This is a genomic window from Shewanella gelidimarina (assembly GCF_023283945.1).
In the GTDB taxonomy this organism is placed as follows: Bacteria; Pseudomonadota; Gammaproteobacteria; order Enterobacterales; family Shewanellaceae; genus Shewanella; species Shewanella gelidimarina.
Window position 1 is genome coordinate 1 of the sequence record NZ_JAKIKW010000003.1, and the last position, 23,937, is coordinate 23,937.

20 protein-coding genes are annotated in these 23,937 nt (G+C 44.3%); 10 read left to right on the forward strand and 10 right to left on the reverse strand.

All coding sequences use genetic code 11. The features are described from left to right. From L2729_RS03480 to hemC, 5 genes are all read right to left on the reverse strand, one after another. Positions 1 to 2,016 (reverse strand): retention module-containing protein (locus L2729_RS03480; RefSeq protein ID WP_248987004.1); only part of this gene is annotated, 2,016 nt, incomplete at its 3' end. 285 nt (positions 2,017 to 2,301) lie between these two features. Beyond that, entirely contained in the window at positions 2,302 to 3,468 is a 1,167-nt protein-coding gene (locus L2729_RS03485) for a heme biosynthesis HemY N-terminal domain-containing protein (protein WP_248987005.1), read from the reverse strand. After that, entirely contained in the window at positions 3,468 to 4,619 is a 1,152-nt protein-coding gene (locus L2729_RS03490; protein ID WP_248987006.1) for a uroporphyrinogen-III C-methyltransferase, read from the reverse strand. The genes L2729_RS03485 and L2729_RS03490 overlap by 1 nt, the downstream gene beginning before the upstream one ends. Positions 4,620 to 4,685: 66 nt before the next feature. Next, positions 4,686 to 5,414, reverse strand: coding sequence for a uroporphyrinogen-III synthase (locus tag L2729_RS03495; protein WP_248987251.1), 729 nt, complete (start codon positions 5,412 to 5,414; stop codon positions 4,686 to 4,688). 9 nt (positions 5,415 to 5,423) lie between these two features. Then, on the reverse strand, positions 5,424 to 6,356 hold the full coding sequence (gene hemC, locus L2729_RS03500; protein WP_248987007.1) for a hydroxymethylbilane synthase: 933 nt from the start codon (positions 6,354 to 6,356) through the stop codon (positions 5,424 to 5,426). A 217-nt stretch (positions 6,357 to 6,573) separates the two neighbouring features. Here hemC and L2729_RS03505 point away from each other — a divergent pair, with 217 nt between their 5' ends. After that, positions 6,574 to 8,979 carry a class I adenylate cyclase gene (locus tag L2729_RS03505; protein WP_248987252.1) on the forward strand — a complete coding sequence of 802 codons (2,406 nt, stop codon included), beginning with the start codon at positions 6,574 to 6,576 and terminating at the stop codon, positions 8,977 to 8,979. A 51-nt stretch (positions 8,980 to 9,030) separates the two neighbouring features. Here L2729_RS03505 and cyaY read toward each other — a convergent pair whose 3' ends face one another. Continuing rightward, a complete protein-coding gene (gene cyaY, locus L2729_RS03510) occupies positions 9,031 to 9,360 on the reverse strand; it encodes an iron donor protein CyaY (RefSeq protein WP_101089766.1) in 330 nt (109 codons plus the stop codon). Between the two features lie 443 nt (positions 9,361 to 9,803). On the opposite strand from cyaY, the gene L2729_RS03515 reads away from it, so the two are divergent. From L2729_RS03515 to L2729_RS03540, 6 genes are all read left to right on the forward strand, one after another. Further along, entirely contained in the window at positions 9,804 to 9,980 is a 177-nt protein-coding gene (locus tag L2729_RS03515; protein WP_248987008.1) for a hypothetical protein, read from the forward strand. Between the two features lie 4 nt (positions 9,981 to 9,984). Continuing rightward, positions 9,985 to 11,229, forward strand: coding sequence for a diaminopimelate decarboxylase (gene lysA / locus L2729_RS03520; protein ID WP_248987009.1), 1,245 nt, complete (start codon positions 9,985 to 9,987; stop codon positions 11,227 to 11,229). A 65-nt stretch (positions 11,230 to 11,294) separates the two neighbouring features. Beyond that, positions 11,295 to 12,122 (forward strand): diaminopimelate epimerase, encoded by an 828-nt coding sequence (gene dapF / locus L2729_RS03525; protein ID WP_248987010.1) that lies wholly within the window; start codon positions 11,295 to 11,297, stop codon positions 12,120 to 12,122. Continuing rightward, positions 12,119 to 12,751: a DUF484 family protein gene (locus tag L2729_RS03530; RefSeq protein ID WP_101089769.1), complete on the forward strand. Its 633-nt coding sequence runs from the start codon at positions 12,119 to 12,121 to the stop codon at positions 12,749 to 12,751. The genes dapF and L2729_RS03530 overlap by 4 nt, the downstream gene beginning before the upstream one ends. 13 nt (positions 12,752 to 12,764) lie before the next feature. Beyond that, entirely contained in the window at positions 12,765 to 13,676 is a 912-nt protein-coding gene (gene xerC / locus L2729_RS03535) for a tyrosine recombinase XerC (protein ID WP_248987011.1), read from the forward strand. Next, on the forward strand, positions 13,676 to 14,395 hold the full coding sequence (locus tag L2729_RS03540; protein WP_248987012.1) for an HAD-IA family hydrolase: 720 nt from the start codon (positions 13,676 to 13,678) through the stop codon (positions 14,393 to 14,395). The genes xerC and L2729_RS03540 overlap by 1 nt, the downstream gene beginning before the upstream one ends. Positions 14,396 to 14,442: 47 nt before the next feature. Here L2729_RS03540 and ric read toward each other — a convergent pair whose 3' ends face one another. After that, positions 14,443 to 15,150 carry an iron-sulfur cluster repair di-iron protein gene (ric, locus tag L2729_RS03545; protein WP_248987013.1) on the reverse strand — a complete coding sequence of 236 codons (708 nt, stop codon included), beginning with the start codon at positions 15,148 to 15,150 and terminating at the stop codon, positions 14,443 to 14,445. Positions 15,151 to 15,265: 115 nt separating this feature from the next. Next, positions 15,266 to 16,354: a Kelch repeat-containing protein gene (locus L2729_RS03550; protein ID WP_248987014.1), complete on the reverse strand. Its 1,089-nt coding sequence runs from the start codon at positions 16,352 to 16,354 to the stop codon at positions 15,266 to 15,268. A gap of 444 nt (positions 16,355 to 16,798) precedes the next feature. On the opposite strand from L2729_RS03550, the gene L2729_RS03555 reads away from it, so the two are divergent. The 3 genes from L2729_RS03555 (at position 16,799) to L2729_RS03565 (ending at position 21,815) form a co-directional block, all read left to right on the forward strand. Then, positions 16,799 to 17,461: a peptidase gene (locus L2729_RS03555; RefSeq protein ID WP_248987015.1), complete on the forward strand. Its 663-nt coding sequence runs from the start codon at positions 16,799 to 16,801 to the stop codon at positions 17,459 to 17,461. Next, entirely contained in the window at positions 17,461 to 18,279 is an 819-nt protein-coding gene (locus tag L2729_RS03560; protein WP_248987016.1) for a PepSY domain-containing protein, read from the forward strand. The genes L2729_RS03555 and L2729_RS03560 overlap by 1 nt, the downstream gene beginning before the upstream one ends. A 545-nt stretch (positions 18,280 to 18,824) precedes the next feature. Then, positions 18,825 to 21,815 (forward strand): UvrD-helicase domain-containing protein, encoded by a 2,991-nt coding sequence (locus tag L2729_RS03565; RefSeq protein ID WP_248987017.1) that lies wholly within the window; start codon positions 18,825 to 18,827, stop codon positions 21,813 to 21,815. A 132-nt stretch (positions 21,816 to 21,947) separates the two neighbouring features. Here L2729_RS03565 and L2729_RS03570 read toward each other — a convergent pair whose 3' ends face one another. Both L2729_RS03570 and L2729_RS03575 read right to left on the reverse strand, forming a co-directional pair. Then, a complete protein-coding gene (locus tag L2729_RS03570) occupies positions 21,948 to 22,646 on the reverse strand; it encodes a glutamine amidotransferase-related protein (RefSeq protein ID WP_248987018.1) in 699 nt (232 codons plus the stop codon). A gap of 93 nt (positions 22,647 to 22,739) precedes the next feature. Beyond that, a complete protein-coding gene (locus L2729_RS03575) occupies positions 22,740 to 23,909 on the reverse strand; it encodes an iron-containing alcohol dehydrogenase (protein WP_248987019.1) in 1,170 nt (389 codons plus the stop codon). Positions 23,910 to 23,937 lie beyond the last annotated feature (28 nt).

Genomic DNA, 23,937 nt, shown 5'->3' on the forward strand with positions numbered 1-23,937 from the left:
CATGACGCCGGCTTCGAGTACTTCCCCAGTCGCATCTTCAATGGTTGAGGTAATGAGCGGAATATCGTTGGTACCGGTGACAGTCACGGTGACAATTTGAGTGCTGAATGCACCAAACTCATCGGTGACGGTGACTAAGAAGGTCTCGTCGTGGGTTTCACCCGAGGCGAGGGCATCGACCAAGACGTTGTTGGCTAAGGTGTAGCTCCAGACGCCGGTGGTGGCATTAACGCTAAAGCTACCGTAGTCATTGACTTGAGGGACAAAACTCCAGCTCCAACTGGCGCCGTTATCCACATCACTGGCGGCTAGAGCGCCGCCGGTGGTGGGGTTGCCAGGCTCTGGATCATTACCGCCATCTATTACGCCGGCTTCTAAGACTTCGCCTGTGGCGTCGGCAATGGTGGAAGTGATCAACGGAATATCATTGGTACCCGTGACGGTCACTGTGACCTGTTGGCTAGCCGACAATCCGTATTCATCTGTTACTGTTATATTAAAAGATTCGGTAACGATATCGCCAAAGGCTAAGCTATCAGCTAGTTCATTACTCAGTGTAAAAGACCAGACCCCGGTGTCTTCATCGAGAGTGAATAGTCCGTATGGGGTCTGAGCAGGGCTATCCAAACTCCATGTAAGCACGGCGCCATCATCAACATCCATCGCCGTTAACGTTCCGCTTGTTTGGGCTTGACCGGCTGTCTCAATATTGCCACCGACTAAAACTCCCGCTTCAATCACGTTACCCATGGCATCTTCCAATGAGGAGGTCACTTCTGGTGCGTCATTTTCTCCGGTAATAGTAATGATTAAGGTGAGAGAAACCTGATCACCGTCGGCATCTACCAGAAGGTAGTCAAACGATTCAAATACTTGATCACCCAACGCGAGAGCCTGTATATCGGTGGATTGCTCATTGAGGGTGTAGGTATAGCTGCCATCAGCAGCAATGGTTAATGATCCATAGTTTCCTGCAATTAAGTTTTCAGTAGTTAAATCTATTGAACCTGTCGCGGTGGATACTTGTGTCACCTCCGCTAGGTCAGCTCCTAAGGTGTCGTTAGCTAAAACATTACCTAAAACGCCTTCAAGATTGTCTTCATTGATGGCATTTACATCGTCAAGACCCGATGGAGCATCATCAACAATACTGGCAGTGACGATTGCTGTTGTTATATCCCCTTGATTATCTGTTAATTGTACTAAGAATAGTTCTGATAAAATATCTGATTCACTATGGTCTAATGCACTATTAAGTGTGTAGCTGTAGGTGAGGATTGAATTAATTGGATCATAGCTAGAAATGACAAGTGAGCCGTGTTCACTGGGGATAGTGACGGGGCCAATAAAATTACCATCGACAAATACTTGGACACCGTTAATGGTTAATGCGTTTATTCCAGCTTGCACCGTGACAGAAACGCTTTCAGCTTGTGATAGTGATGCCATTTGCGGATCTGAGCCATCAGAGAGGTTTTTCTCGTAAAGCATCACCGAACTAGTTGCAATTGTAGGCAGAGAAAACTGCTCTAAGAAGTTTGGCAACTCCTCTATTCGAGTGGTTTGTACCTGTTCAAAACCGTCAGTGTTATGTCCTGCACCTGCAATAGTTTCGTCACCTGAACGGCTTACTGATACGAACCCTCCACCTTCATTTGCTGTTGGGCTTGCTTCGCCTGCAGCAGTATCGGGTAGGTTTAGAGTTGGATCTTCACCGCTTAAAATTTGTGCCTGTAACGCTGCAATTTCAGGATCAATTGCTTCTGTAATGGTATCCGTCGCTTCAAATCCTGAACTCACCACTTCGTTACTGTCTTTGAAGTCAGCTTGTGTGGCGGTAGTACCATCGCTGTATTGAAGTTTAAATGTTGCATCGACGGCGACATTAAACTTAGTATTTTGGCGTAAGGTATCACCCACTTTTAGTGGGGACGTCTCACCTTGATTATTTTGGCTGTTAACTACGCCAGAAAGTTCAACAATGGTGGCATCCTGCTTTGAAATATATGTACCCATAGTGATCTACTCTACTGTCTCATCCGTGAGATAAATGAAGAATAAGTCAGTACTTAGTCATTTAGAATTAGTGTACTGACAGTACAAATTTCGTACGTCATTGAAGCGTTGTCAAATGGGCTAAAGTCAAGATGAGTAAGCGATATGTTTACTGAGTTTGATACCCATTTTTAAAAATTAACTTTATCAACTAGCTAGCTATAAATAGGATGATAGTAGGAGTGTTGGAAATAGAAAAAGCCACTAAAAAGTGGCTTTTATATTCAAAATTAATATAAGCGGTAGCTACATTTTTGCAGCGTTACGTCGAGTTTGTAGTGCTCTGTTAAGTTCGCCTTGATGCTCTTGAGCATCGGCGAGAGCATACAAGTTAGTTATATCATCTTGCAGGTAGCATGCTTTTTGCCACCATATTTTAGCATTGTGGTAGTCGTGATTTTGCTGATAGAGCTTAGCTAAACAGATTTGATAATCAACATTGTCTTCAAAGTGAGACTCAAGCGTTAGTAGCTGCTTTTTAGCTTCAACATCTGCTGGCAAAAGCACTTGTGATAATGCTTCGAAGATAGGCTTTGAAGGCGCTGCTTTTAGTTGCTTTTGCAGCAACTTTATCGCTTGTTCTTTTTGGTCAAAATGGCTTAATCCAATGGCGTATTCTGCAATATAGTCTGCTTGCTTTCTTTCGCCACGAGATAACCAATGCCAGCATTTTTCTAATTCTTGCTCATTGGTTTTCGAAGCGCTTTGCAGTAAGGAAATATTGGTCTCGAGCGAGAGCGTATTAAAGGCTTCTTCAGTGAGGATCTGCTTTTTACTGACAATAGGTAAGATTAACTTAAGTGCCTGCCAGTCTTGTTGTGCTTGGTATAGATCTACAGCCAGTTTTAAAACAGGGACTTTACTCTTACTGGTCGGATTTAATTTTTCTAGCTCCTCTCGGGCTAAATCGAGCTCACCTTGTTGTAATAAATAACGGGTACGAGTAGTACTTACAGCTTTGACCGCTAACGGTTCCAGCTCCGCTTTTGCTAAATATTCATCACGAGCACTAATGTTATTTTGATGCTGAGCAGCACGGGCTGCAGCAAGTAGATTTAGCGCGGGTATCTCACCTTTTTCGGCGCCTTTAACCATGGCTTTTTCTGCGGCTGGCCAATCTTCTTCTGCTAAGGCTAGTGCGCCCATCAGGGTATGTTTTCTTGCCGCCTTTTTACGCCACTTTTCAGGTAAAAGGCGACTGCCAAGAATGAGGTTAAGTACCCACACAACAACAAATTCGACCACTTGTAGCAGGCTGTAAAATATAATGAGTGCGATAAAAGCAAATACAATACTGGTTTCAGCTTGGTAGTCTCCAAGGGCAATATAAAGGTATCCTTTATTGCCTGCGAGGAAAGGGCTTACACATAATCCAAGTAAAATAATGCCAAGATAGACGAGAGCACGAACCATTATTGTGTCTCCTCAGTCATCAAGTCACCGTATGTCACCAATTGATTTAGTAAGTTAGATGAATCAAAACGCTCAATTGACGCCGTTTGAATCTTTAAGGTTTCCAGTGCGTCGAGTGTGGCTAACGCGTCGATGACATGTTGATCTTCTAGGTCAAAATATTGATAAACCCACTTTCTAGCCAATTTAACCGAATTGCGGTAATTGACTTGATCTTGTCTGTAAAGCGCGAGTTGAGCTTGTAGTAACTTGTTACGTGTATTTTCAACTAGATACCACTGTTGATCAGGCTCTAATAGTGGTGCAGCATCAGTGGTTCGCTTTCTAATAATGACAAAGTCATCGATGAGTGCTTGCCAAGATTTGGCTAGATTTGATTGCCAGTCATCCAGTGAGGTACTTACCTCGGTGTCTTTTAGTTCTTCTGCTGAAAAATGCGTCTCAGCGCGATTTAGCGGTAAGGTTTCTAGTCCTTCAATAAGCGTATCTAGGGTTAATACCGTGCCTGCTATATCAGTGTTTTTTATCGATGCTGTTGCTGCTATATCATTTGCTAATGCCTTTCTTAATGGCATTAAAGAGGGATCGCGCATTGACTTAATACGTTCATCCGCCGCCTTCAATAAGCTCGTTGCTGTGCTTGGATCTTGCTCCAGCCATAACTTCTGCCCAGCAAGTCTGACGAGGTATTTAGCTTCTTCTGCTCGCCAGTGATTGGGGTTACGTTGAGCAATAATCGATACGCGTTCTTGCAACTGTTCTTGCTCGGTTTGAGCGGTTGAAAGGGCTAAATCTACATTAGATTTGAACTGGCTTTGTTGCTGTTCTAAAAAGGCGATCCGTTGATTTGGCTTAACAAGCTCAGCTTGTATTTTTTGCTCTAAAGCCAGCGACTGTGCTTTTTGAGCTTCGAGCTGTTGATAAAGATAATACCCGCCTGCCGCTGCTGCAAAAGTGACCATCAGCAGAATAAAGAGGGTAATAATAATCCCCCAAGGAGCTGATTGATTAGATTCAGTCGGCGTGTCGTTGACAGCATGCTGTGAGGTACTGGTTTGTGGTTCTGACTGAGCGTCGATAGCTGGTTGCGCCGCAATGGTTGTTTCAGGCCTTGGCTCGCTAGAGCTGACGTCAGTGTGCTTGTTTTCCATTAAACAGTCCTTGAAAGCGATGATGCTGCAGTAAAACGAGTACATTACTAATGTTAGTGTGACAGGCTATAAAGATAGCGTAGTCAGCATGGCATTAGTATTAGCGGCTTTAGCATTGGTTACGGTACTTAAGCCGTATGCGATAGCTTTGTCATATACTCGGGAGCTTGGGACTATAATATGACAAGTTTGCAGCCATGCAAATAGTTCATTTGGAACAGTTTTGACGAGGTTATCGAGAATATCGCCACTGGTTATGATGATAGTGTCTATACCGAAGGTTTGCCATTGTTGGCAAATATTGGAAATATCTAACTCCGGACAGCCTCTTTGATAGACTTCCCAGTAACTCAAATTAGCTTTTCGTTGGCAAAGTTCAAGTGCTAAATCTTCTCGGCCACCCACGCCACGAACAATGACGATATTCTTATCATCCACATGTTTTAATTTTGCTAAACTGAGTAACCCTTCCGTTTGCTGGCAATCAACAGGGGCTTTTTCGGCGTTAATGCCAAGTGCTTTTAAGGCTAAATAGGTGGCTTCGCCAACGGCAAAGTATTGTGCTGATGATGGCCATTTATCAGCAATTGCAGTTGATGCGAATTTGACAGCATTAGTACTAATGAAGATGAAGATATCAGCTTGTTGTAACACGCTGTCTATCTGTTGAGTTTCGAGGTTTGAAGTGGGTTTTACGTGTAATAAAGGCGTCGTAAGGTAAGAGACGTTTCTTAACGATAACGCCTCTTCCATTAACTGATTACGCCCTTGAGGGCGTGTCAGTAGTACTTTCATCAATACGATTTACGCTTTTGCATATACAGCATCAAGAATCGTTTTAGCGCCTTTGGCTAGCAACTCTTCAGCAAGTGCTATACCTAGCTTTTCGGCGTCGTCTTTGTGGCCAGATGAAGCCGCTTCGATAATTTGGCTACCATCTGGGTTACCCACTAGACCACGAAGGTTTAATGTGTCGCCGTCAAGTTCTGCATAAGCACCAATGGGAACTTGGCAACCACCTTCAAGGCGAGTATTCATTGCGCGTTCAGCAGTAACGCGAAGGCGAGTTTCTAAATGCTCAAGTGGGGCTAGTAGTGCTTTTACGCGAGTATCAGCGGTACGACATTCAATACCGACGGCGCCTTGGCCATTGGCAGGTAATGAGTCTTCAGCAGAGATAAAGCTGGTAATTCTACTTTCAAGCTTTAAACGCTTAAGGCCTGCTGCTGCAAGGATAATAGCATCATAGTTACCCGCATCTAACTTTGCTAAACGCGTACCAACGTTACCACGTAGATCTTTGATTTGCAGATCTGGACGTGCTGCACGAATTTGGCATTGACGACGCAAACTAGAAGTACCAACAACCGCACCTTGAGGCAGTTCATTAATGCTCTTAAAGTCATTTGAAACAAATGCGTCACGGGGATCTTCACGCTCACAAATGACTTCAAGACCTAAGCCTTCAGGAAAGTCGACAGGAACGTCTTTCATTGAATGAACGGCAATATCGGCTCTGTCTTCTAGTATGGCCACTTCAAGTTCTTTCACGAACAAGCCTTTACCACCCACTTTAGCAAGAGGCGTATCTAAGATGATGTCACCTTTAGTGCTCATTGGCAGCAATTCAACAGTGAGGCCTTGATGGATTCTTTCCAGTTCAGCTTTCACAAATTCAGCTTGCCACATGGCAAGAGGGCTCTTACGTGTTGCGATACGGATTACATTTTGAGACATGCAGAATATTCCATCTTAGATCTTAGTTGCACCAATGCTAACATTGCCCGAAAGCAGATGTAACGTTATGCTGCTAATTCTTTGAAGTACACCCCGTTATATCCTGTTAAGAAGTGTGATCTTGGTCACGCTCGCTTGCCGTTGAACATTTTGACGTATACATTAGACATAGCAATTTATATTAAGGAGTGGACTCAGTTTGGCAGAAAAGCTCGATATGCTCGAATGTGCAGCTGAAAGATTGGATTGTATTCGATATGCGAGAGCGAGTGCGTTATTGTCGCCACTTAAACGGTATTTGCTACGCCTAATCCCCGTTTTATTACACCATCATTCAGATAAACTCCCCGGTTATAATGGACCGCTTACGCCCAATGGGATTTTTGATTTCCATTTAAATGCGGAAGATTTTGAAGCTTGTGACACTCTCGATATTACCGTGCCGCCCAATGCCATTAAGCCTAACCCGCTTATAGAGGGTGTTTATAGTATGGGGAGCACGGCTAGCTTTGGGCAAAATTCTCAAAGTGATATCGATGTTTGGCTGATCCACAATAAGTCGATGAGTCAGAACCAATGTGAGTTATTAGCGCAGAAAGCGAGTTTGTTAACCCAGTGGTTTGCGCAATTTGATTTCGAAGTGAATATTTATTTGGTGCATCCTCAACAATTCGTTATGGCCCAAGATGGTCAAAAAGATCTGTACAGCAGTATGGGCCATGAGCATAGCGGTAGTGCGCAGCATTGGCTGTTGCTTGAAGAGTTTTACCGTAGTCATTTTACATTGGCCGGAAAGGTGATTGCGTGGTGGCCACAAGCTAAAAAAAGAGCCCATTTACTATCGCTTGGTGATGCTCGGGCATTACCTGCTAGCGAATATTTTGGCGCATCATTGTGGCAGCTATACAAGGGAGTAGAAAAACCGCATAAGGCGTTGCTAAAGGTTCTACTTTTAGAAGCTTACGCGAGTGAATACCCCCATACTCGTTTGGTGAGTGACCGTATTTGGAAGCGCACTCTAGAGGGCGATTTCTCTGCAGGAAACGATGCTTATTATCTATTGTACGAGTCTATTGAAACTTATTTACTAAAGTTGGGTGATGCGAGAAGACTTGAGATCACTCGTCGTTGCTTTTACCTTAAATGCGGTGTGAGGCTCAGTTTATCTGAACAAGCAAAAGATTGGCGTTATTACAAAATACATCAACTGGTTGAAAACTGGGGCTGGGCACCAAGCTTAGTTGAAACACTCGATAATTGTGAGCATTGGCATTGTGGCCAGTTGCAGTGGTTTAATGAGCAACTTAATGAGCTAATGCTGGGGAGTTATCAAACGCTGTTGCACTTTGCTTCTGCACATCGCTTGAGTGAGAGCTTGAGGATTTCAGAATTAGGTCTGTTGACCCGTAAGTTACATACCTACTTTAGTGAAGATGAGCATCAAATTATGACGCTTAATCAACTCTGGAGCCGCTCAATTACAGAAGAGCATCTTTCGATTATCTATAGTGAACAGGACAAAAATTACTATCTATATCGATGTGCACCCAATCCCAAACAATTTCTGCAACACAGTGCTGTTTATCATTCGAAGAGCAAAGCTAAGTTGTTGGTGTGGGCGTCACTCAATGGTATTTCAGTGCAAAGCACTCGCTGGTATGAAGTTAAGAAGAGCAAGCGCAGAGCTGAATTTTTAACTCGAGCGGCCAAGCGTCTTGATGGTTTGATCGATCTTGCTTCAATGAAAGTATCAAAAATGGCGCTTTGTCAGCCTTGGCATTTTAAGAAATTGGTATTTCTGCTCAACTTTAATAGTGATCCAACAGAGCAGTGGCTTGGGCAAGAGATAATGGCTGATTATTTGAATAGTAATGTTTTTTCAATGGGCAAGCATAAAACCAATATGCTGGGGTCTATTGATGTTATTAGCTTAAATAGTTGGGGAGAGTGGCATTGTAATCATTTTGAAGGCGAGAAAGCGATTTTAGAAGCGCTGGCTTCTGTGACTCCCGGAATGAGAAGGGCGACGCACGAGGTGTGCATTGAGGTTATTAGCTGCTCAAGTAAGCTTCGTTCGCAAACTGAACGCAGTGTTAAAAATCTGCTAGATAGAGCGGTTCGCTTAACGGATCAAGCTCAAGATTCATCTACCTTGGTTTATCCACTCAAAGTGGGTTCCATCCGCTATGGTATCTTCTTTAATAATCGCGGTATGCATTTCGAAAACCTAAGCGATGCAAAGTCCTTTTATCAGCAGCTTTCAAAAAGAAAACTGGTTGAAATACCGCGCCCAGAACTCGGCAATGAACCTTTTTCAAAGCTCCCCTCGGTTATTCAAGACTATGCCGCAAAAGGGGCGGTTCAGTACTTTTTACGCCAACGTGTAGAAGGGCTCGATGTGTTTATTTTAGATGAGAATAATGCGTTAAATCATTATGTTCAAGAGGGTGCTGACGTTGAAGGATTAGTGAGCCAGGTGAGTCATCATCACGCATTTAATGATTCAGTTTTAGAGAAAGAGCAGTTTAATATGCCACAATTTTTTAAATTGGAACGCGTCAAAGGTCAGCTTATTGCGTTGCCTTTTGGTGTTTCAAAGGAGGCTTACGAGGTAGAGTTTTAAGTTTGGGAGGAGGTGTTATAAAAAGAGGAGTTTCCTCCTCCTTAATAAACACTAGATATCTAGCTTTAGCCCACTTTGCTTGAAAATAGACTCGATAACAAATGGCATGAATTCAGTGTCGTTACGCTGATCTAACCACTTACCTTCAATATAGGCAAAATGATAACCACCAAACTGCGTTGCTAACCAAATCTCATGCATTGGCTCTTGCTTGTTGATCACTATCTTAGAGTTGCCGTTAAATTCTAATTGTAAGACATTACCAGAACCATCGACATCGACGTCAGCATCTTGCTCGTCAATAAGAACCTCTAACGCATTATCAATTGCTTGAAACATTTCATCGGCAAGTTGATGAAATTCGAAATCTGTTATAGCCATGCTAATTATTCCTCAGATTTTTAAGATTGCAGTTAATGGAGCTAATACTACCAATCCAATCTGCGATTACCAATCACATTAATTTTGGGGTTATTGAGTTCTGATGTGTTTAGACTTAACTTTAAATACTTAAGCTTCTGTTTATTATCCGTTTAATTATCTTGTTTGTCTGAGTTGTTGCGCGTGTTTGATAGCGTAAAATATCGATAAATAAACGGCTAGTGCCTATTAACCCATCACGTGGCTATCTTTTAGCTGTTTATCTTAGTAAAACATAGATTACTGGGGACTAAATAACTGTAGAAACAGCGGATATAAATGCGTTATAGGCTTGACTGATAATGGCCTTGTCTGCAAACATCAAGAATAACTATTTTTGCCACACAGCAGGACGTTGACATGGGTTGCTCCTGTCTTAGGTCATTGCGCTAAAGGGTCAACCGATGTTGAAAAAAATGAGGCTGTTTTTGTTGCTCGGGCTTGGTAGCCTAGTACTTTTAGGTTGTGGGCAAAAAAGTGCGTTATTTAGAGCGCCGCCGCAAGATGTTAATCAAGCAGAGCAGGATCAAAAGTCGCCAGACGTAGAGCCTAAGCCAAGCGAAGAAAGTAAGAAGGACTAAAGACGTGGATCATTTTATATATCAAGCAGAAGAGCTTTACGCCGAACAATGTCAGGTGGCCGAGTTAGCTAAGCAACATGGCACACCTCTTTACATCTATTCGCGAGCAACGCTGGAGCGACATTGGCATGCTTTTGATAATGCCGTTGCTAATCATCCACATCTTATCTGTTATGCGGTTAAAGCGAATTCAAATATTGCAGTATTGAATGTGCTTGCACGTTTGGGCAGCGGTTTTGATATTGTCTCAGGCGGCGAACTTGCTCGAGTGATTGAGGCCGGTGGCGATCCCGCTAAAGTGGTGTTCTCAGGCGTCGGTAAAACGGTCGCCGAGATGGAGATGGCGTTAGAGATTGGTATCTACTGCTTTAACGTAGAGTCTGCCGCTGAACTGGAACAATTAAGTATCGTTGCACATCGAATGGGCAAGATAGCGCCAGTATCTTTACGGATCAATCCCGATGTAGATGCGGGCACGCACCCTTACATCTCTACCGGGCTTAAAGAGAATAAGTTTGGTATTGCGATGGAAGAGGCTGAAACTATTTTCCTACGTGCCAAAGTATTACCAGGCTTAGACATTAAAGGTGTTGATTGCCATATCGGTTCTCAACTAACTGAGATTAAACCATTTTTAGATGCAATGGATCGCATGTTGGCATTAATCGATCGCCTAGCGGTTCTAGGGATCGAGATTAAGCATTTTGATGTTGGTGGTGGTCTTGGTGTCACTTATGATGATGAGTTACCACCACAACCCGACGTCTATGCCGCGGCATTACTCGAGCGTTTAGGTGAGCGAGATCTTAAGCTTATTTTTGAACCCGGCAGAGCGATTGCAGCCAACGCCGGTATTTTTGTCACTCAGGTGCTATACCTCAAAGAGAACAGCGAAAAGCGCTTTGCCTTAGTTGATGGTGCCATGAACGATTTAATTCGACCGGCGTTATACAGCGCGTGGCAAAAAATTATTCCGGCTATTGATCGTGGCGGCGAAACTCAAAGCTACGATGTGGTGGGACCTGTGTGTGAAACCGGCGACTTTTTAGGTAAAGATCGCCAGCTTAATGTGCAAGCGGGTGACTATTTAGCCGTTCGTTCTTCAGGCGCATATGGTTTTACCATGGCGTCGAACTATAATTCACGGCCACGAGCGGCTGAACTGATGGTTGATGGTGATAATGCGTACGTGATCCGAGAAAGAGAAAAGCTTGCCCAATTGTGGCAAGGTGAGCAATTACTACCGTAAACTCGATCAATAGAATGTAGCGTGATGGACACCATCCGCTGCGGTTACCTTTAAGGAAGTCCATCTTGATTCAATTCACTAAGATGCACGGTTTAGGCAATGACTTTATGGTTGTTGATGGAGTCACACAAAATGTGTTCTTCTCACCGGATCAGATCCGACGTCTAGCAGACCGAAATTTTGGCATCGGCTTCGATCAATTGTTATTGGTTGAACCCCCGTACGATCCGGATCTTGATTTTCATTATCGAATTTTTAATGCCGATGGCAGTGAAGTGGAGCAATGCGGTAATGGCGCCCGTTGTTTTGCTCGATTCGTGAGCAATAAAGGCTTAACTCAAAAGCATAAAATTCGGGTGAGTACCTCGTCAGGCAAGATAACCTTGAGACTGGAACGAGACGGTAAAGTCACGGTTAACATGGGCGTGCCCGTGCTTGAACCGGCTAAAATACCTTTTAGCGCAAAAAAAGTGGAAAAGACCTATTTGCTAATGGCGTCCTCAGCGACTTACCTTTGTGGTGCTGTATCGATGGGTAACCCGCATTGTGTGATTGACGTTGGTGATGTAGCAAATACTGATGTCGATACTATTGGCGCCGAGTTGACCCAACATGAGCGTTTTCCTAAAGGGGTTAACGTTGGTTTTATGGAAGTGGTTAACGCTGGTTATATCAAACTGCGCGTTTATGAGCGCGGCGCGGCTGAAACATTAGCCTGTGGTACTGGCGCATGTGCTGCGGTGGTGGTGGGTATTTTACAAGGTAAGCTAGACAGAAATGTACGTGTTGATCTGCCTGGTGGCACATTAATGATCAACTGGGATGGCGAAGGTAAGCCGTTATGGATGACAGGGCCTGCAGAGCACGTTTATGATGGACAAATTCCTCAATGACAGATAACACCATGAAGCAACCGCCGTTTGACGAGATCTTGATCCGAGAATACCTGCTGGATAACCCTGATTTTTTTAGCCGTTACCCTGAGTTATTAATTGCGATGCGTATTCCTCATGCTGAACGAGGAGCCGTTTCATTGGTTGAACGTCAGCAAGAATCATTACGTCAGCGAGTCGCGCAGCTTGAAGAGGAGATCACTGCTCTACTGTCAATGGCGTCACGTAATGAGCAGATCTACATGTTTAACAGTGCACTGTCGATGCAGATGCTAAAATGCGAAGATATGGGCGAGTTGCGTCAGGTATTATCAAGCGGCTTAAAAGAGCAGTTTCAATTTAGCCACGTTCGATTAATAACCGTGCATGACATCGACAGTGCCTTGTCTCATATTTGGAGAAAGCGTTTAGATTCAGGTTATTATTTTGGTCGATTAACCATTGAAGAGTCGAAACGCTTGTTTGGTTCTGAGGTAGGCTCAGTGGCTTTATCTCGTTTGTCTAACGAGTGTGGTCAAGTGATATTTGCTATCGCAAGTTCAGATCCTATGCACTTCCATCCCGATATGGATCATCTATTACTTTCTCAACTCAAGCAGTTATTGGACCATCAGTTGTCTAAAATTTAACAGAGAGGCTTTAATGGCTGACAATGTATCTTCGGGCACGTCACCTTGGCTTATCGATTTTGAGCGTTACCTGAAAACAGAACGACAAGTGTCACCCTACACGGTGAGAAATTACTTGTTTGAACTGAAACGAGTTGAAACATTGTTTTCAGTTAATGATAGCTGGCTAGACTTACAACATGAATCACTGCAAGCCATGCTTGCCAAACTACACCGCCAGGGGCTAAGTCCTCGCTCTTTGTCCCTGACGCTGTCATCGATTAAACAATTTTTCGATTTCTTGCTAAGAGAGCAACAGATCTCGGTTAACCCCGCACTTAACCTTAGATCCCCGAAGCAAGGCAAACCTTTGCCTAAAAATATGGATATTGATTCCGTTACCCATCTACTCGAAATCGATGCCAATGACCCATTAAGCTATCGAGACAAGGCGATAATGGAGCTGTTTTACTCCTCTGGTTTACGGCTTGCAGAGCTTGCAGCACTAGATGTTGCTGATATTAAATTTTCACAAGCGCAAGTCAAAGTGCTGGGCAAGGGCAGTAAAGAGCGCATCGTGCCAATTGGTCAGTTAGCATTAGATGCAATAACACAATGGCTTGATATTCGGCGTGCTATTGCCTGTGAGGATGGCGCTCTGTTTGTGACGGCAAAGGGCCGTCGCTTAGCTCACCGCAGTATTCAAGCAAGGCTAGCTAAGTGGGGCCAAGAGCAGACGCTGGGCATAAAGGTACATCCACACAAATTACGTCACTCGTTTGCGACCCATATGCTCGAATCCAGTGCTGATTTACGTGCAGTACAGGAACTACTTGGACACGCCAATTTATCGACCACGCAAGTCTATACCAGTCTTGATTTTCAGCATTTAGCGAAGGTGTATGATGGCGCGCATCCGCGAGCGAAAAAGGGCGGTAACAAATAATGAATATCTCTATTCGACCGCAAGCATTTAGCGTGATTAGCTTTGATCTGGACGATTGTCTCTACGACAATCGACCCATCATTGCTCAAGCTGAAAAAGCCATGCAACAGTTTTTATTACAGCATTATCCTCGTTCGACCCAATGGCAGCTAAGTGACTGGCGTCAGCTTAAAATGAGCTTATTGGCTGCGCAGCCAGCGCTTAAACACGACACCAGTTTAGCGCGATTGATGTTGCTGCAGCATGGGTTAACCGCCCTGGGTTATTCGACTGAAGAAGCTCAAAAAGGTGCCAAAGCTGGGTTAGAGCACTTTAGGTTTTATCGCAGTAACTTTAGTGTGTCGAAAGAGGTTATCGCATTACTGACGTCGCTGAAACAGCACTATCGTTTAATCGCCATAAGTAATGGTAACGTCGATTATCAACGTATAGGGTTGGGTGACATATTTGAATTTGCGCTGAGTCCGGGTAATGGATTAAAGCAGAAGCCGGCAAAAGACATGTTTGTTCATGCAGCTCAGAAGTTGGGTACCCCACTGGCCAGTATTCTTCATATTGGCGATAGCGCCAAAAGTGATGTGGAAGGGGCAAGACGTGCAGGTTGTCAGGCGGTCTGGCTCAATCCCGGTTTTGGGGTCAAGGAATGCGCCAAGGCGCATCAACAGTTAGCGCATATTACACTCTCTGACATTCAATTACTAAAGTGCTTCATTAATTAGATCATATCGATAAGCCAGCTTAACGAGTAAGCTGGCTTAAAATATTTTTATGCTGTTAGCGCAATTGCCTGCGGGAACAAAATAGTATTTTCGATGTGAATATGTTGTTTTAAATCCGCTTCAAATTCCGCAAGGGTCGCATAACAAACTCGCCATGTGGTACAGGCGTGTGCTGGCGGTTGAAAACCATTTGTAAGCTCGCTTATCTTGTCGAATACCTGCAGAGCATCATCATGTTCATGCAGCATGGCATTAATCGGGTTGCTGATATGGCCGAAACACGTTTGCGTTTGTGCTTGGTTGTACAGGCCTTGAATTGCCGGAAACAAGATCTGCTCCTCTTTCATTAAATGTGGCATCAAATCATCGACTAATGCAGTGATCCAACCTGCTAGTGGCTTAATCTCACTGTGTTTCTCACCATGAGCACGGACCATTTTTTGGCTGTATTCAACTAATAACGGAGCCTTTTCTCTAACATAGCTATGGTGAGTTGCTTCAATGTAAGTCAGTAGATCTGGCAGTGGTAGCTTTGCCAGTCCTTGCTCTGTATCCACATTTGAATCTAAGCTTTGCAGCGCGCTTAATACGGCCTCAGCATCTGCATCAAAACGAATTATTGCGCGTTCAAGTGAGATCCCGCCGCCACAGCAGAAGTCGATGCCAAATTGACTGAAAATGTGAGCGGTACGAAAATCGTTTGCAACTAACTCTCCAACACGGGTAGCTAGCAGAACTTCTTTTGATTGAGACATGATGGCACTCCAACAACTGCAAATAATATAACATGCATATTATTTGCAGTTTATGCTCGTCGCAATCATTACTTGAGTAAAATGCTCGGGTAATCACACTTTTACTCTGGAAATCTTACTTTAGAGGTATGATGATAACTTGATTACTGACGCTTTGATGGCTGAGCATGCCACCCATGAGTATGGCTTGATGCTTATAGATAATAAGGCCGCGATGATCCATGGTTGCAGTGTCTAAAATTTCAGCTGGGTGCCATTGATGTGAAGTTAAGTCAAAGCGATGCATCAAATCTGATGGTGAGCTTGGTTGGCCGTTATAACCGATGCCATCATAGTTATAGGGGTTACTACTGCCACCCATGAAAACAATTTGCTTAGATTGTGGTTCACCTGCTGCAGCCATACGGTAATGCGCCATAGGAGCTGGAATTGGCAACGCGTTAACGACATTCTGCGAGTAATGAGGCAATAACTGCCAGTCAATGCGTAAGTGATTGTCAGCCTTTATTTTTCCGTAAAGGCAAATAGGAGACGCTTCAAAGGTTCTAGCTTGATTAAGCCTAGGTATAACGGTGACCCCATCGCACATAACGATTTCATTACCTACAATTCCTGCTGCTTGCCCAAAGACTGCGGGGACGGGTAACGGGCTTGCTTGCGCCCAAGTATTGTTTTTTATGTCGTAGACTTGCACCAAGTTGACGTTGCCATGTTGGTGCCAGCCACTGAGCAAGTATATATAGCGATCTTTATAGACCAGTGCCGCAGTGTCATCAACCGCCACTGGCATATCAGCAATACGCGTGTAGCTGTTATCTTTAATAGAGAAACGGTAGTTGTCAGCGGTTGACACTTCTTCATGATCCGCTGATACGGTAAAACCACCAAACAAGTAGGCGTTCGATTTAATGCCTACCGCAATAGCGGCTAATCGACCACTGATTTTTTCAATATGAGGCACTGAAGGCAGGCTTTGCCATTGCGTTGTTGGCTCGTCGAGTTTTAGCGCCCAAGCCTTGTTATGAATAGCGCTGTAATCTTTTTTCTCGCCTAGCCCCATAAAACTTAAAAGGTAATCACCTGTGCTGTCGCTCACCAGTGTGACTGCGTTATTAGTGACAGCTTCGGGCATGACTGCATAGGGGGCAGCAAGAGCGGGCATGGCGTTGGCGGCCATTAACAATAATAGGGCACTCATTTTCATATGCAGACAGCTCTTATTTATACGAAATTGCAGTGTAGCAAACTGTAGCAAGATTGTTTTATATTGAATATGAGCGCAGTTGAACTCTTAACTGGAAAACTCATTGGATAACGTGATTGCGTTCATTGCTGGAGTTGATAATCTATTCGGTAACGATGTGGCTCATCATCAGCGCCATGTCATCGAGGTCATATTATCAGAGCCTTAATGCTTACCGCGTAACATGCGAGCTAATGGGATGTGATATTTATTGCGCTGAAATAGGCTCTATAGCATTAGCGGGTTAGTCATTAGGGTTTTGGTGCTAATGCTTGCTCGATAGCTTAATAATACGAGCTTGCCAATAACAATAACAATAACAATAACAAAAGGTCAGCGATCATTTTTAGCCCAACTAAAACCCTCAAGCGAGTTTCATCGGCTTACTTTTTACATCGATGGCTGATGCTATTACTTGCCGTGCCTATCGTTATTTGGTCGGTGACTGGCAGCTATTTTGTATTAATGGATCTTGGCTTTATCCGCAGTGATCATATTAGCGAACAAAGCAGAAAAAAACTCGATGCGAGCCAAATAAAATACCCCTTGGCTGCTGTATACCAACGCTACCCTAACGCTCAAACCATCACTTTAAAGGTTATGGTAATCGGCCAATATTACCAGGTTAAACTAAAAGAAAAGTCGCTGTTACTTGATTCTAATAGCGGTGAGGTTTTAGCTGAGATAACAGAGCAACAAGCCAGAACAATTGCTAAAGGCTTTCAGCATCAGCAATCAATTTCGCGTGAGGCAAGATTGATTAAGGTGGCACTGCTTCGGGATGTCGCCCCAGCAGAATTAGCGGCAAGACATCTACCCGTTTGGGAGATGGGTTTTGACGATAGTGCAGCAACGACCTTGTACTTATCTGCAAGCACGGGGGATCTCGTTACGCGTAGGCATGACTACTGGCGTTTATTCGATCTGTTTTGGAAGTGGCATATCATGGACTATGACGATGGTGAGGCCATTGATAATCAATTGCTATTGATTACGACTATCGTCGCCATTATTGCTGTTATAGCGGGACTGTTTCTTATTTGGCAGCGTAGACGGAGGTATCTGTAATGTTACCTGAATCAACCCAGACTAAAAATAGGAGCCAGCAACGCAAGCGAATGCCGCATTGGATTAAGGTAGCTCACTATTGGATCGGTGCCTTGGTCAGTATTCAGCTACTGCTATGGCTTATCAGCGGGCTATATTTCAACTTAACGCCCCATGACGAGATTAAAGGCATGGTGTATAACCACAGCCATAAAACAGAGCCACTCCAGCCACCATTTGTGTCGGAGCTGCTGGCAGATATCGCGCCGCTACTTGCTGCACATCCTCAAGTTGAAAAGCTGCGTTTGCTGAGGCTGGGTGAGCAGCCTGTTTATGTGCTTGATGCAAAGGTGCAGCGCTATAAACATCAATGCCAACAACAAACATTGATTGATGCGTACACTGGTAAGACGTTAACCATTGATAAGCCTCGGGCGACGCAGCTTGCGCGCGATAGTTATCAGGGCCCTGGAACCATTAGCACCGTTGAACGGATGTCAGCCCCATTCTACGATTGGCCAAAACAGTGTAATCCTCTGTGGCAGATAGCCATGGAAGATGATTTATCGACCCGGATCTACATCAATGCCATTAATGGAGAGTTGGTAGGTCATAAAAATGATCAAACCGATATCGCAGACCTAATGTTCAAACTGCATTTTATGGATTACTTAAACCAAGGCAGCTTTAACAATCTGTTTAGTTGGCTGTTTGCGTTATTAACCCTGTTGCTCTCTTTATCTGGGCTGTATTGGGTTGCCGAAAATATAATACTTAAACGCTACAAACTTGCAGTTAAGCGCGTTAGCAAAAAGGTGTTCTTAGGCTCAAAAGAGTAGAGGTCTGTAGGGAGTGAAAAACTTGAGTTTTAAAGGATAAAACAACTAGCCTATATTACCCTCAGGCAGAGCCGTTATCCATGTGGCTGAGTGCCAGCCATTATGCACAGTCATTATTCACAGTTATCGCCACTTAGGACGGCACACTGATATTCTCTATGCCAAGAAAGATGATGCTAGGCCGCTAATAATTGAGATATAGTAACGCCAACATATCAATTGCTTAACGCGCATTACCAATAGCACTAAGTATTTGACCCATTCAGAGCCGCTTAACAAGTGCGGCCGACGTTTACAGCAAATGGCAAAGCCCTTTAAGTTTGGTTGTGGGCTGACGGTATCCGACTAAATGGTTATTTTGTTGCATACAAAATATGACATTCTCACCCTCCTTAGGGTTAGATTTAGGAGCCATTACCGAGAATGCCAGAGCCGAGAATAACGATTAGTTTCAATCGCCCATCTCCTACAGGGTTTTGAATTGCCGTTGAATGGTCAAACTTTTAATGCAACGGGTATAAAGCCATTTAGTTGTAGGTTTTAATTTGTCACCTCAAAACATCGAAAAAAGTATAAACCTTAGTTGGTTTGGTCAGTTTTATTTAGGCCAAGCGCATGCGGTTAAACTCACTGCGGTGGGAATTGAGTTTACTCGCCCTCAAGGTCAATTTTTAGCGCGCTACCGTCAACCAAAACAGCCGATAGCAGTAGAACACTTTTCTTGGTTACAGCTAGCATCGCCGCCTGTTTTTAGCTCGAGTTTTTTAGGCAGTCTATTGAGCTTTCAAGCCGACGGGCAGGCCTATCAGCTTTCATTTATCAGTTATTTTGCTAAATCAAAATTCAAACAACAAATTGAATTGCTGTGGGCACAAGCGCATGAACAGCAACTGTACGAATTAATATTACGCCTTGAAAAGACGATTGCTAATCGCTACTTACGTCAGTCGTTACTGGATAAAATGCAGCCTAGGATTGCACGTGAATATAAACGTTGGTTTCCATGGTGCGAGTCTGTTGAACTATCGACACTGGCTCGGGCAGCATTGAATAAATTGCAGAGGTTTTATCGCTGGGATAAGGCCAATATAAAGCAAGTTCAACAAGGCTACATTCAATCACAGCTAGAACAGCATGCTGACTTTTTTGATCAAGTCGAATCTAATCCATTAACTGATAAACAGCGCCTGGCTTGTATTGTCGATGATGATAATAATCTTTTGTTAGCGGGAGCTGGCACGGGTAAGACGAGTGTGATGGTTGGGCGTTCAGGGTATTTGTTGGCCAGCGGCCAAGCGCAAGCTGCAGATATTTTATTGCTGGCTTACGGTCGGAAGGCCGCTGATGAAATGGATCAGCGCATTAAAGATAAGCTCGCTACAGATGAGATTAAAGCGAGCACTTTTCACAGTTTGGGGCTAAAGATCATCGCCGCAGTGGAGGGAACTGCGCCCAGTTTGTCGCCATGGGCGGACGATGAAAAAGCCAAAGATAACTGGGTACAACAAACACTCGCTGCACTGCTTGAAGATCAGGACTATCGTCAGCAGATTTTCGAGTATTTCAGTCAGTTCTATTATGTTGAGAAAAGCCCTTTCGATTTTGACTCCGAAGGCGAATATTTTGAATACCTTAATGACAACGATATTCGCACGCTTAAAGCGGAGAGGGTAAAGAGTTTTGGTGAACTTTATATTGCTAATTGGCTCTTCTGTAACGGTATCGAATATCAGTACGAAGCCAAGTATGAACATGATGTCAGCAGTATCGATTTTCGCCAATATCAACCGGATTTTTACCTGGCAGAGTATGGCGTTTATATTGAGTATTATGGCGTTGATGAAGCAGACAATACCGCACCTTACATTGATAACAAGGCATACCTTGAATCAATGGCGTGGAAGCGCGAACTTCATACAAACAATGAGACTGCTTGTATTGAGCTATTCTATTACCAACATAAAAAAGGGCTGTTAATTGGCGAGCTAGAACAGGCGTTAACGGCGTTTAAAGTTAAATATTCGCCGTTACCTGATGCCGCTATCCTTGCTACTTTGCATGAGCTAGGACGGGTTACTGAGTTGGCAAAACTCTTTAGCCAACTTATTGGATTGTATAAAGCGGCTTGTGTTGATGATCGCGGGCTCGAGAAGGTATTCGACAACGCAGCGGACCCCAAGCAGACACGTAAGGCGTTCGAGCTGCTAGTGCCAATCTTGAGTCGTTATCAGCAACATCTATCAGACAGTGGCGATATTGATTTTGAGGACATGATTGGCAAGGCGATCTCTTATGTTCAAAGTGGTCAATTCATTAGCCCATGGCGTTATATTTTGGTTGATGAGTTCCAAGATATTTCAGAACCAAGAGCTCGCCTAGTGCGCGCGTTACGAGACTCTAGCTCACCTCACTCCAACAGTAAGGCGTCACTATTTTGTGTCGGTGATGACTGGCAGGCCATTTATCGTTTCACCGGGGCGGATGTGAGCTTAACGACTAAGTTCACTGAATATTTTGGCGCAACGGCTGAAACTTATCTCGATCTCACCTTTAGATTTAACAGCAGTATTGGCGAGGTCGCGACCCAATTTGTGACTCAGAATCCGGCGCAGCTAAAAAAGGATATTCGATCGGTTGTTCAAGCCACTCAACCTGCCGTGTCACTTATACAGCGTGGAGATAATGACAAGCCGACGACGGACAACCCCAGCACCAATGCACTGGAACAAGCATTAACTGCGCTGAGTACAAGAGTGAACTTGGGTGATAATGAGCTCAAGCGCAAGCCGACGGTGTATTTACTTGGCCGTTTTTGGTTTCAGTTACCTGACCGAAATGAGCTGAGACTGCTAAATGCCAAATACCCAAGTTTAACCATTGAGTGTCAGTCCTTTCATGCATCTAAAGGTAAAGAGGCCGATTATGTGGTGATTACCGGCATGAAAACCGGTAAGCATGGTTTCCCCTCAAAGAAAGTCACTCCTGCATTACTGGATGCCTTTTTGCCGAAGTCGGAAGCATTTGAATATGCAGAGGAGCGTCGACTTTTTTATGTGGCATTGACCCGGGCAAAGCAGCGCGTATATGTATTGGCTGACATGACGGATGTTAGTCCGTTTGTGGTTGAGCTGGTTCAAGACGGATACCCAATAGCGCAAGCAGAGTTCAGCACGTCTTTAGTACAAAAGTTGTTTGAACAGATCAAATGCGTTCGTTGTACTACGGGGACCCTAAAGCCAAGAACAGGTAACTTTAGATCCTTCTATTCATGCTCTCACTTTCCTTTGTGCGATCACAAAGAGGAGGGCTGTGAGCGCTGTGGTAGCGCGATGACACGTAAACGTTTCACTGGCTTCAAGGTTTGCATTAATGATGACTGCAGCCATACCACTCCGCTTTGCAATGTTTGTGGTGGCGATATGGTATTGAGACAAGGTGCTAAAGGGGAGTTTTGGGGTTGCAAGAATTATCGCGGCAAGCAATCACCCAGCTGTCGCAATGCTGTGAATAAATCTAAGGTAGCCTTACCGAGTTAGTTTTGATATTGGTTGGAACATTTATTCTACACCTGCGCTGTTGCTCTTTGATAAGGGCTGGCTGCGAGCTTTTTTGGACACAACTAACATATCGACTTAGAGTTGACCATCAAACTGAGGATGGTCATCCTTTTAATATAAGAAGTTCACAAACCAACGAGTCACGAGTTTATCGTCAACGGGCAGCGACAGTGACTCGATGCCAATTTCAACTCTTTGATGGGGGATTCGGTCACGGCGAGCATTCATTAGGTCCTCTGAGTAGCGCTTGCTAAACTCAGGATGTCCCTGAACACCAAGAAAGTGGTCGTTTATCTGGATCATATAGAAAGGGCAGAAATCACTGGCCGCAATAATTTCAGTATCTTCAGGCAGTTTACTCACTTGGTCTTGATGACTCACCACCAAAGATATCGCCTCAGCAGCACCATCCATCCAAGATTTTCTCTGAGTGATCATGGACGTAGTCACACCTACGCCCCAGCCTTTTGGAGATTTGATGACCTCACCTCCCAACGCTTTGACCATCATCTGATGACCAAAACAGATCCCAATGAGCTTTTTCTTACAGGCATAGAGTTTGGCAATGAAATGCTTAAACTGGATCACCCAGGCTTCATCATCGTTGACCCCATAACGGCTCCCAGTCGTAATATAGGCATCGCATTCATCCACTGAATTGGGGTAGTTGCCATCAATCACTCGGTAAACAGAAAATGCTAATTCAGTGTCTAAATGCTCAAACAGGCGAGTAAACATCATCGGATAATTACCATGCTTAGCTTGCAGTGCTTCGGTGACATCATCGCATTGCAAAATACCTATTCTCATCGCAATCCTCCTCTGTGAAAAACGTTTTATTGCCTGATAAATCTGTTTAATTAAGCAGGCTGAGAGCCACACATAGTGACTCCCTGACGGGTATTATTTTAATTGGCCTTTAACCGCATCACTAAAGAGCAATGAATACTCGGCATCGGTTAATATTATCGGATTGCCTGCGGAAGCCGCATCTTTGGCTGACATTTTTCCGACCAAAACCACGTCATCTAAATTGATCCCTATCTCGGCTAAGGTGTGCGGAATATTAAGTTGCTCCCTTAGCGTTAGCACCCAAGACAAAAAACCATCAAAACTAGCGTCATCTAACTCAAGGTATCGCGATAAACGTGTGATGCGCTCCTCTATAACACTGCGGTTTCGTATCAACACATAGGGCATTAAAATCGCATTTAATAATCCGTGATGTTTGTTATACAGCGCACCAAGGGAGTGAGCGATGGCATGCATTGCGCCCAAACCACGTTGAAAACTGGTCGCGCCCATAGTCGAGGCTACCAGCATCTGCGTTCTCGCTTCAATGTCTTCACCATTGGCCACTGCTCTGGGAAGGTAGTCTTTAACTAAACGTATCCCCTCAATAGCAATACCCTCTGCCATAGGGTGATAAAAAGGCGCGCAATAGGCTTCCAGATTATGCGATAAGGCGTCTAAACCCGTCGCCGCCGTGATGTGAGGGGGCAAGCTCAAGGTTAATATTGGGTCGAGCAATACATGCGCCGGTAGCATATTGGGATGAAAGATAATGCGTTTAATATGATGTGCTCCATCGGTGTCGGTGATCACCGAGGCTCGTCCCACTTCAGAACCCGTCCCCGCAGTGGTGGGCACTGCCACTACTGGCAACATTAGGCTTGCATCGATACGAGTCCAATTGCTGCCAATATCTTCGGCGCTCCATAAAGAGATCGCTTGCTTGGCTATCATGGCGATTGCTTTTGCGGCATCTAAACTCGAGCCGCCACCGAACGCGACCACACCATCGAAACCGCCAGCGTTTAAAAACAGTGCGCCATCCCGAACATTGTTGCCGGTCGGATTTCCCTGAATGTCAGCAAAAATATCCGCTTCAAGCCCAGCTTCAGTGCAATATCCTATCGCCTCTTTGACCATCGATAGACCGGATAACCCCGGGTCGGTGATCAACAGCACTTTGGTCATATTAAGTGCTTTGCAACGCTCACCAAGCTGCGCTAAACAGCCTTCACCCACTGTGATGGCGGTGGGGAAATTCCAACTTGCTTGTAAATCCATGCAGATCCCTTAACCCTTTACGGGCACT

Bases quoted from the DNA above. Each gene is read 5' to 3' on its own strand.
- L2729_RS03485 (WP_248987005.1), bottom strand. From the start codon at position 3,468: ATGGTTCGTGCTCTCGTCTATCTTGGCATTATTTTACTTGGATTATGT.
- L2729_RS03490 (WP_248987006.1), bottom strand. From the start codon at position 4,619: ATGGAAAACAAGCACACTGACGTCAGCTCTAGCGAGCCAAGGCCTGAA.
- L2729_RS03495 (WP_248987251.1), bottom strand. From the start codon at position 5,414: ATGAAAGTACTACTGACACGCCCTCAAGGGCGTAATCAGTTAATGGAA.
- hemC (WP_248987007.1), bottom strand. From the start codon at position 6,356: ATGTCTCAAAATGTAATCCGTATCGCAACACGTAAGAGCCCTCTTGCC.
- L2729_RS03505 (WP_248987252.1), top strand. From the start codon at position 6,574: ATGCTCGAATGTGCAGCTGAAAGATTGGATTGTATTCGATATGCGAGA.
- cyaY (WP_101089766.1), bottom strand. From the start codon at position 9,360: ATGGCTATAACAGATTTCGAATTTCATCAACTTGCCGATGAAATGTTT.
- L2729_RS03515 (WP_248987008.1), top strand. From the start codon at position 9,804: ATGTTGAAAAAAATGAGGCTGTTTTTGTTGCTCGGGCTTGGTAGCCTA.
- L2729_RS03530 (WP_101089769.1), top strand. From the start codon at position 12,119: ATGACAGATAACACCATGAAGCAACCGCCGTTTGACGAGATCTTGATC.
- xerC (WP_248987011.1), top strand. From the start codon at position 12,765: ATGGCTGACAATGTATCTTCGGGCACGTCACCTTGGCTTATCGATTTT.
- L2729_RS03540 (WP_248987012.1), top strand. From the start codon at position 13,676: ATGAATATCTCTATTCGACCGCAAGCATTTAGCGTGATTAGCTTTGAT.
- ric (WP_248987013.1), bottom strand. From the start codon at position 15,150: ATGTCTCAATCAAAAGAAGTTCTGCTAGCTACCCGTGTTGGAGAGTTA.
- L2729_RS03550 (WP_248987014.1), bottom strand. From the start codon at position 16,354: ATGAAAATGAGTGCCCTATTATTGTTAATGGCCGCCAACGCCATGCCC.
- L2729_RS03555 (WP_248987015.1), top strand. From the start codon at position 16,799: ATGCTATTACTTGCCGTGCCTATCGTTATTTGGTCGGTGACTGGCAGC.
- L2729_RS03560 (WP_248987016.1), top strand. From the start codon at position 17,461: ATGTTACCTGAATCAACCCAGACTAAAAATAGGAGCCAGCAACGCAAG.
- L2729_RS03570 (WP_248987018.1), bottom strand. From the start codon at position 22,646: ATGAGAATAGGTATTTTGCAATGCGATGATGTCACCGAAGCACTGCAA.
- L2729_RS03575 (WP_248987019.1), bottom strand. From the start codon at position 23,909: ATGGATTTACAAGCAAGTTGGAATTTCCCCACCGCCATCACAGTGGGT.